Source organism: Streptomyces minutiscleroticus (genome assembly GCF_014650875.1).
GTDB classification, from domain to species: domain Bacteria; phylum Actinomycetota; class Actinomycetes; order Streptomycetales; family Streptomycetaceae; genus Streptomyces; species Streptomyces minutiscleroticus.
Window position 1 is genome coordinate 1 of the sequence record NZ_BMVU01000125.1, and the last position, 7446, is coordinate 7446.

At 70.0% G+C, this 7446-nt stretch carries 5 protein-coding genes and 4 pseudogenes; 4 read left to right on the top strand and 5 right to left on the bottom strand.

What is annotated here, in order from left to right; all coding sequences use genetic code 11:
* Positions 1-700 precede the first annotated feature (700 nt).
* Entirely contained in the window at positions 701-1639 is a 939-nt protein-coding gene (locus IE271_RS39765; RefSeq protein WP_190195315.1) for an SDR family oxidoreductase, read from the bottom strand.
* 264 nt (positions 1640-1903) lie between these two features.
* On the opposite strand from IE271_RS39765, the gene IE271_RS39770 reads away from it, so the two are divergent.
* Positions 1904-2746, top strand: coding sequence for a helix-turn-helix transcriptional regulator (locus IE271_RS39770; protein WP_190195316.1), 843 nt, complete (start codon positions 1904-1906; stop codon positions 2744-2746).
* 38 nt (positions 2747-2784) lie between these two features.
* Here the strand turns inward: IE271_RS39770 and IE271_RS39775 are convergent.
* Positions 2785-3171, bottom strand: a pseudogene (locus IE271_RS39775) (BRCT domain-containing protein); the annotation flags it as partial.
* Positions 3172-3329: 158 nt separating this feature from the next.
* Here IE271_RS39775 and IE271_RS39780 point away from each other — a divergent pair.
* Positions 3330-3938 (top strand): annotated as a pseudogene (locus IE271_RS39780) (IS110 family transposase); the annotation flags it as partial.
* 74 nt (positions 3939-4012) lie between these two features.
* Here IE271_RS39780 and IE271_RS39785 read toward each other — a convergent pair.
* On the bottom strand, positions 4013-4600 hold the full coding sequence (locus IE271_RS39785) for a TetR/AcrR family transcriptional regulator (RefSeq protein ID WP_190195317.1): 588 nt from the start codon (positions 4598-4600) through the stop codon (positions 4013-4015).
* Between the two features lie 144 nt (positions 4601-4744).
* On the opposite strand from IE271_RS39785, the gene IE271_RS39790 reads away from it, so the two are divergent.
* Positions 4745-5872 carry a saccharopine dehydrogenase family protein gene (locus tag IE271_RS39790; protein ID WP_190195318.1) on the top strand — a complete coding sequence of 376 codons (1128 nt, stop codon included), beginning with the start codon at positions 4745-4747 and terminating at the stop codon, positions 5870-5872.
* A gap of 10 nt (positions 5873-5882) precedes the next feature.
* Positions 5883-6878 (top strand): IS481 family transposase, encoded by a 996-nt coding sequence (locus IE271_RS39795; protein WP_190195319.1) that lies wholly within the window; start codon positions 5883-5885, stop codon positions 6876-6878.
* Positions 6879-6913: 35 nt separating this feature from the next.
* Here the strand turns inward: IE271_RS39795 and IE271_RS39800 are convergent.
* Both IE271_RS39800 and IE271_RS39805 read right to left on the bottom strand, forming a co-directional pair.
* A pseudogene (locus tag IE271_RS39800) lies at positions 6914-7128 on the bottom strand (transposase); the annotation flags it as partial.
* Positions 7079-7446, bottom strand: a pseudogene (locus tag IE271_RS39805) (transposase family protein); the annotation flags it as partial. The pseudogenes IE271_RS39805 and IE271_RS39800, both read right to left, overlap by 50 nt.

The following is a 7446-nucleotide window of genomic DNA, read 5'->3' on the forward strand; positions in this document are numbered from 1 at the left end:
GTGTCCCGCCAGGGCAGGGCGGCGAGCTGCCGGTATGCGGCCGGCTGATTGCGCTTGATCACCGCGATGCAGTGGGCGTTCTTGGCCTCGGCCAGCCGGGTGACGTTCGCCTGGACCGAGTGCAGCGCATCGAAGGTGACCAGGGCTGCGTCCAGGTCGAGTGGCTCCAGCAGGGGCTGGAAGTGCGCGGTCTAACCCGAAGATGCCCCGCCTTCTCGTTCGTCTTCGCGCCGACCTCCGCCTGGGCGAGGGTCACCGCCCGATGGTGGGTGTCTGCGCCGAGCAGGTGCCGGCGGGCGGTGGCGAGACGGGCGGAGCCCCTGAGCGTCTTGCCGTGTCAGCAAGTACCAGCGGCCCGCCGCGCACGCGGGTCAGGCACCAGATCCAGGAAAGGCCGCAGGTCAGCGACTCGGTCGGCATCCAGTGGCCCCAGCTTCACCAGCACCGGCGGGACAGGGGAAGATACAGCGGCAGGCACGGGCCACTTCATGACCGTTGATCTTCGACACCCCAATGACCGCGAAGTCCGTGCCTGTTCTGCTATACGTCCCAACCGGTCACGGCCCGACCAACCGCCCGACTCCGGAACTCGCCCAAGCCCTGACGGGAAGGCCGCCTGACCCTCACCGCCGTCGGCCTTCGGGTCGTCGTACCGCGCCGGCGGCCGGGGCGGGGGTCTCGGTGAGGGTCGCCGCCGCGCTCACGCGCAGCGGACTCCGGTCAGTTCCTCGGAACGGGCCCATACGCGGTGGGCCTCGTCGGTGCTGTGCAGACGGCTGTAGAGCTTCTGCCGCACGGGCGGGCCGCCGAGGTGGCCGGGCCCGCCGGGACCGTAGAACGCTCCGCCCTCGGCCTCGGGCGAGGTGGCGGCGTACAGGGCGGGGAGCTGCGCCGTGCGGACCGTGCCGAGGAGGACGCCGCGGGCGGACAGGGCGCGGATGACGCGCACGCTCACGGTGTCCTTGGCGCGGCCCAGTTCGGGGCGGGCGGCGAGGAGGCTGGTGGGGGCGACGCCCGGGTGGGACAGGTTGCTGGTGATGCCCCAGCCGCCGGCCTCGCTGCGACGGTCGAGTTCCAGGCCGAACAGTCCGGCCGCGATCTTCGACTGGCTGTAGGCGCGCCCGCCGCTGTACGAGCGTTCCCAGTTGAGGTCCTCCCAGTTGATCGCGTAGCTGTTCGCCGCGACGCTGATCTGCGTCGTCACGCGGGCGCGGCCGGCCCGGAGCAGCGGCAGCAGACGGGCCACGAGGGCGAAGTGGCCGAGGTGGTTGGTGCCGAACTGCAGCTCGAATCCGTCCGCGGTCGTCTGCCGTTCGGGCGGCGTCATGACGCCGGCGTTGTTGACGAGCAGATGGATCGGGCGGTCCTCCGCCAGCAAGGTCTCACCCAGTGCCGTGACGGACGTGAGTGAGGACAGGTCCAGCGTGCGCAGTGACACGTCCGCGTCGGGGACCTCCGTGCGGATCGCGGCCAGTGCCGCCTCGCCCTTGCGGGGATTGCGGACAGGGAGGAGCACCTCGGCGCCGGCGGCCGCGAGGCGGGTGGCGAGGACGAGTCCGATGCCGTCGCTCGCGCCGGTGACGACGGCGCGCCTGCCGGACAGATCGGGGACGGTGATGTCGATGTCGGTACGTGGCATGAGTGGGCTCCCTGGTGGTGTGCGGTGAGACCACCGTGCCCCAATCCGCCGGCCCGGTGCAGGGCCTGCCGAGCCACTGATCGCGGGGCCGTGGATACGGCGGACTTTCCTCGCAATTCGCTGCTCCAGGGGTTGTGCCGGGGGCGACCGGGCGCGTCGCGCCCGGAGCGCCGCCCCGAGAGGGGGATCGACGATCCGTGGCTGCGCCGCCGTGACCGGCTGTGGGAGGCGGTAGAAAGGGAAGCGTCACGGAGGAGGGGAAACATGGCGATCGACCGGGCCGGACTGGCCGCGTTCCTGCGGCATCGGCGGGAGTCGCTGCAGCCCGAGGACGTCGGCCTCCCCCGCGGGCCGCGCCGCAGGACGAGCGGTCTGCGGCGCGAGGAGGTCGCGGCACTGTGCCACATGTCGACCGACTACTACGCACGGCTGGAGCGCGAGCGCGGCCCCCAGCCCTCCCCGCAGATGGCCGCCTCGATCGCGCAGGGGCTGCATCTGTCCCTGGAGGAGCGCGACCATCTGTTCCGTCTCATCGGGCTCGGTCCACCCGTGCGCGGCTCGGCCGGTGACCACGTCGGCCCCGGCCTGCTGCGCATCCTCGACCGCCTCGCCGACACCCCCGCCGAGATCGTCGGCGAACTCGGGGAGACCCTGCGCCAGACCCCGCTCGGCGTGGCCCTGACCGGCGACACCACACGGTTCACCGGTCCCGAGCGCAGCATGGGTTACCGCTGGTTCACCCGGCCGGAGACCCGTGCCCTGTACGCGCCGGAGGATCATGCCCATCTCTCCCGCATGTTCACGTCCGGGCTGCGGGAGGTCGCCACGCTGAGGGGTCCGGGTTCACGGGCGGCGCACTACGCCGACCTCCTCCTGGAGCGCAGCGAGGAGTTCCGTACCCTGTGGGACACCCACGAGGTGGGTGTCGGCCCCCAGCAGGTCAAGCGGTTCCTCCACCCCGAGGTGGGGCACCTGGAGCTGCACTGCCAGTCCCTCCTGGACACCGACCAGTCGCACCGGCTGCTCGTCTACACCGCCGTCCCCGGCTCCGAGAGTTACGAGAAACTCCGTCTGCTGTCCGTCATCGGCACCCAGACGATCGGCTGAGCCCGGGAACGGGGGCGGCGGCTTCGTGGCGGCCCCCGGTCGAGGTGGTCGGCGATGAGGGCGGCGATCTCGTCGGGGGTGGCCGGGCGGATGCCGAGGCTCTCGGCCTTAGCCCGCTTCGAACCCGCGTCCTCCCTCGCGACGACCAGGGTGGTCTTCTTGGAGACGCTGGAGGAGGAACGCCCGCCGGCCTGCTCGACGAGTTCGTTCATCCGGTTGCGGCTGAGCTTCTCCACAGGGCCGGTCATCGCGCCGGTGACGATCACGGTCATCCCGGCCGGCGGCCCGCCCGCGATCCCCTCGCCTCCCTGCGTGTCCTCGGCGTTCCCGGCGTTGCCTGCCTGCTGGCCGGTGGCGGGTGTGTCCGGGGCGGGCGGGGTGGCGCCGGGTTCGGTCATGTTGACGCCGGCGGCGACGAGTCTGTCGTTGACTTCCTCCCCCTCCTGTCAGAGCCTGACCGACACCGTCACTCAGGAAGGGCTACACCCACCGCTGATTGGAACACGCGACTTGATCGCTCCGTAGGACAACGCCGGTGAGGCCGTGCGCGCCGCATGGGGCAACGAGCTGGCCGGGGGTGGTCATGCTCGAGATCTGGGCCGGAATCGACATCGGCAAGGAGCATCACCACTGCGCGGTGGTCGACGCTGGCGGGGGACGTCTGCTGTCCCGGCGCGTGGCCAACGACGAGGGCGAGCTGTTACAGCTGCTCAGCGACGTGTTCACGCTGGCCGACGGCGGTGAGGTGCTGTGGGCCGTGGACGCCGCCCACGGCGGCGCTGCCCTGCTGATCGGGCTGCTGCTGGCCCGGCAACAGCCGATGGTCCACCTCACCGGCCTGTCCGTGCACCATGCCTCGAGCGGCTACCGCGGGCAGGGCAAGACCGACGCCAGGGACGCCCATGTCCTCGCGGACCAGGCTCGCATGCGGCAGGACCTTGGCCTCCTGCGGCCCGGTGACGAGGTCACCGGCGATCTGCGGACGTTGACGGGGCGCCGGAACGACCTGGTCAGTGACCGCACCCGGCAGATCAATCGGCTGCGGGCCCAGCTTCTGGAGCTCTTCCCGGCTCCTGAGCGCACTCTGCCGCCGAAGGGGTGTGGGCCGTTCGTCCTGCTGACGGGCTACCAGACGCCGGCGGCGATCCGCCGTGTCGGCGTCCGCCGCCTGGAGGCGTGGCTGCGGCATCGCCACGATGTATTGACCACGAGCGTTGTTGACGGCAGGCGTGCGGGTCCGATGGCAGACAGCAGGTGGTGCAGTTCTCACTCAAAGCGGCTGCTGTCGATGCCTTCGGTGAGCACGTCCCGGAGCGACATGGCGACTGCGTGGAGGCAGGTCGCGAAGTCCTTCTCGCCGTACCCCTCAGCCCAGCGGTCGAGGGCGTTCTGGGATGCGATGGTGGCGATCTGTGCCACCAGTTTCGCGCTGTCGTCGTCGACGCCCCGTTGCAGGAGCGCGTCCTGGATCGCGCTCGTGACCACAGCGAGCTTGGTGCGCTCCCGCTCCTGAAGCTCCGGACTGGAGGCGATCACAGCGCGGCGTTCAGCGGTGCGGTCGATGTGCTCGGTAAGGGCGGCGCCGACCTGAGTGAGAGCCTCGAGGGCTGCCGACAGAGGAGAAGCGGCCGGGTGGGCGTCTAGGACTGCCGCACGCACTGCGGCGGGCAGTCGCTCCGAGCCGGCGAACAGGACCTCGCGCTTGTCGGGGAAGTAGCGGAAATACGAGCGGCGGGTGATCCCGGCCCGCTCGGCAATCTGCGTCACCGTCACGTTGTCGTATCCATGCTCTGTGTAGAGCTCGAGCGCTGCTTGTGTGAGGCGCTCCGCGGTTCCGGGATCCCATCTGGCCATAGTCGGACGATAGCAAGTGATGTCTCACTGTGCCATCAGTGCTAGAGTCAGTGATGACACAGTGAGACATCACTGTGAGGGGACGACCGCTGTATTCGAAGAGGTGGGCGACCGCCGCATTCATGGCACGACAGGAGCAGGCTCATGACCGACACCACCCAGAGCGCGCGACCCGAAGAGATCTGGATCCTCGGCGCGGGCGGGCGCATCGGAAGCGCCGTCACCGCGAACCTTGCCGCCCAGGGACTCAAGCCCGTACTGGTCGGACGCGAAAGCGACGGCGACCGGCTGCGCAAGACCGCTGCGGACCTCGGGAGCCGAGTCGTCATCGCGAACGGCATCGACAGCATCGCGGCCGAGATCACCCGGCAGCGACCTGCCGTGGTCTTCAACGGCATCGGGAACTACGCAGAGACAGCCCCGGTCATCGCCCGGGCGTGCATGCCCGGTGGGCACTACCTTGACCTGGCCGCAGATCTGACCGCCGTCCCCCGCCTGCTCGACCTGGGTCGGGAGGCCGAACAGGCGGGCAGCACGCTGGTGACCGGATCAGGCTTCGGCGTGCTGGCCACCGAAGCCGTCGTGATCAAGCTGTGCGAGGACCGCCCGGTCCCCGCCGCCGTGCGCGTCGACGCGCTGGCCTCGGTGTCCCTCAGCGCCGGAGTCGTCGGCGCCGCCTTCGCCGCCTCCATGATCGACATGTTTGCCACCGGTGGACGTCGTTACACCGACGGACGCATGGTCACCTCACGCCTCGGCGCCGATCTCCAAAACCTCACCCTCCCTGACGGGGAACAGGCGAAGTCCGCGGGCGCTCCCACCGCCGAGCTCCTCGCCGCCCACCGGGCCAGCAATGCGCCGTCCGTCACAGTGACCAGCGGGATGGCTCCCACCTCGCGCGCCGTGCGGGCCGTGGCCCCACTCGTCGGAAAGCTGCTGTCTATCGAGCCGCTGCGACGCTTCGCCCTCAGCCGGATGGCCAAGGCCAAGATGAAGGAATCCCCGGCCCCTCGCCGTCACTCGTGGGGGCACGCGGTGGTCACCTGGGCTGACGGCACCCGCCGGGAGGGCTGGCTGCGTGCCGACGACGGCATGGCCTACACCGCCTCGGTGGCCGCCTCGGTGGCCGCCCATCTTGCCCGCGGCGAGGGCCGGCCGGGCGCCTACACACCCGGCGCCCTGTTCGGTGCCGGCCTCGCCGAGCAGGCGGGCGGACAGTTCCTCCTCCACGACACGACCGGCCCCACCCGGGGCGGACCGGTCATGGACTGACGAGGTGCCCGTGTCTCACCCGAACGCCCGCCTCACCGTCCACGGCAGACGCCTCCTGGTCGACCGGGTACGAGCGGGCCGCCCAGTAGCGCACGTCGCAGACGAAATGGGCATCTCCCGCGCCACCGCCTACAAGTGGGTCCGTCGCTGGCGAGCCGAAGGCGACGCGGGGCTCTTCGACCGCTCGAGCCGCCCCCTGACGACACCCCATCGCACGCCTGCGGACATCGAGAACCGCATCTGCGAACTGCGGCGCGAACGCAAGCTCGGGCCCGCACGCATCGGACCGATCCTGACAATGCCCGCCTCAACGGTCCACCGCGTCCTGACTCGACGCGGCCTGAACCGTCTACGCTGGATGGATCGGCCCACCGGCCAGGTCATCCGCCGCTACGAACGCGAACGTCCCGGTGGGCTCATCCATGTCGACATCAAGAAGCTCGGCAACATCCCCGACGGCGGCGGTCACCGCATCATGCCCAGGCAACAAGCCCTCGCCAACCGGCAGGCCACTACCGCCGCGCGCAAGGGCGGCAGCCCCGTGATCGGCTACAGTTTCGTCCACTCCGCCATCGACGACCACTCCCGGCTCGCCTACAGCGAGGTCCTGACCAACGAGCGCAAAGAGACCGCCACCGCCTTCTGGCAGCGCGCGAACGCCTTCTTCACCGCTCACGGCATCACCGTCGAACGCGTGTTGACCGACAACGGCTCTTGCTACCGATCCCGGCTGTTCGGACAAACGTTGAGCGCGGCCGGCATCGTCCACAAACGCACCCGGCCGTACCGTCCGCAGACGAACGGCAAGGTGGAGAGGGTAAATCGGACCCTGCTCGACGAGTGGGCATACGTACGCCCGTACTCCGGCAACGCCGAACGCACCGACGCACTGGCAGATTTCCTTCACATCTACAACCACCACCGGTGCCATACCGCACTTGAAGGCCAGCCACCCATCAGCCGCGTAAACAACGCTCCAGGTCAATGCAGGTGGCCCACTTCTTGACACCGCTGGCGAAGAGGGTGCTGGTGGCGGGCCGTCCGGCGCTGCCGCTTCTTGACGATTCTCACGGCTCGAAGCCGCCCTCGGTGTCCCGCGGCACCCTCACCTGAACCGGGCCGACATCGGTCAGCACGCTCCTGGCCCGGGTGCCGTTGTGGCTGTTGCCACTGTTCTTCCCGGCCGGATCGTGCTTCTCGTAGCCGACGTGGTCGGTGATCTCGCCCTCGAGGGCGGACTCCAGCACCCGCCTGGTAGCCCTTGTCCGCCCAGCACGGGATGCCTGCGGAAGCGAGGGCGTCGAGGATGCCGTGTTGACGGGCGGCGCGGATGTCGTGGATGGCACCGGCCAGGGCGGGTGAAGCCCACAGCGGGCGGCCGGCCGGGTCGGCGAGGATCTGGACGTTCATGCCGTGCCTCTTGTGTTTGCCTGAGTAGAACGGCCGGTCGGCGGCGATCCGGTCGATCGGCAGCAGGGGGTGCCGTCGAGCAGGACGAACGCCTTCCTTGACGCTTCGCGGACGGCTTGTCTGAGCGTGGGTGCCAGGGCGGCAAGGAGGTCGACGACTTCGGC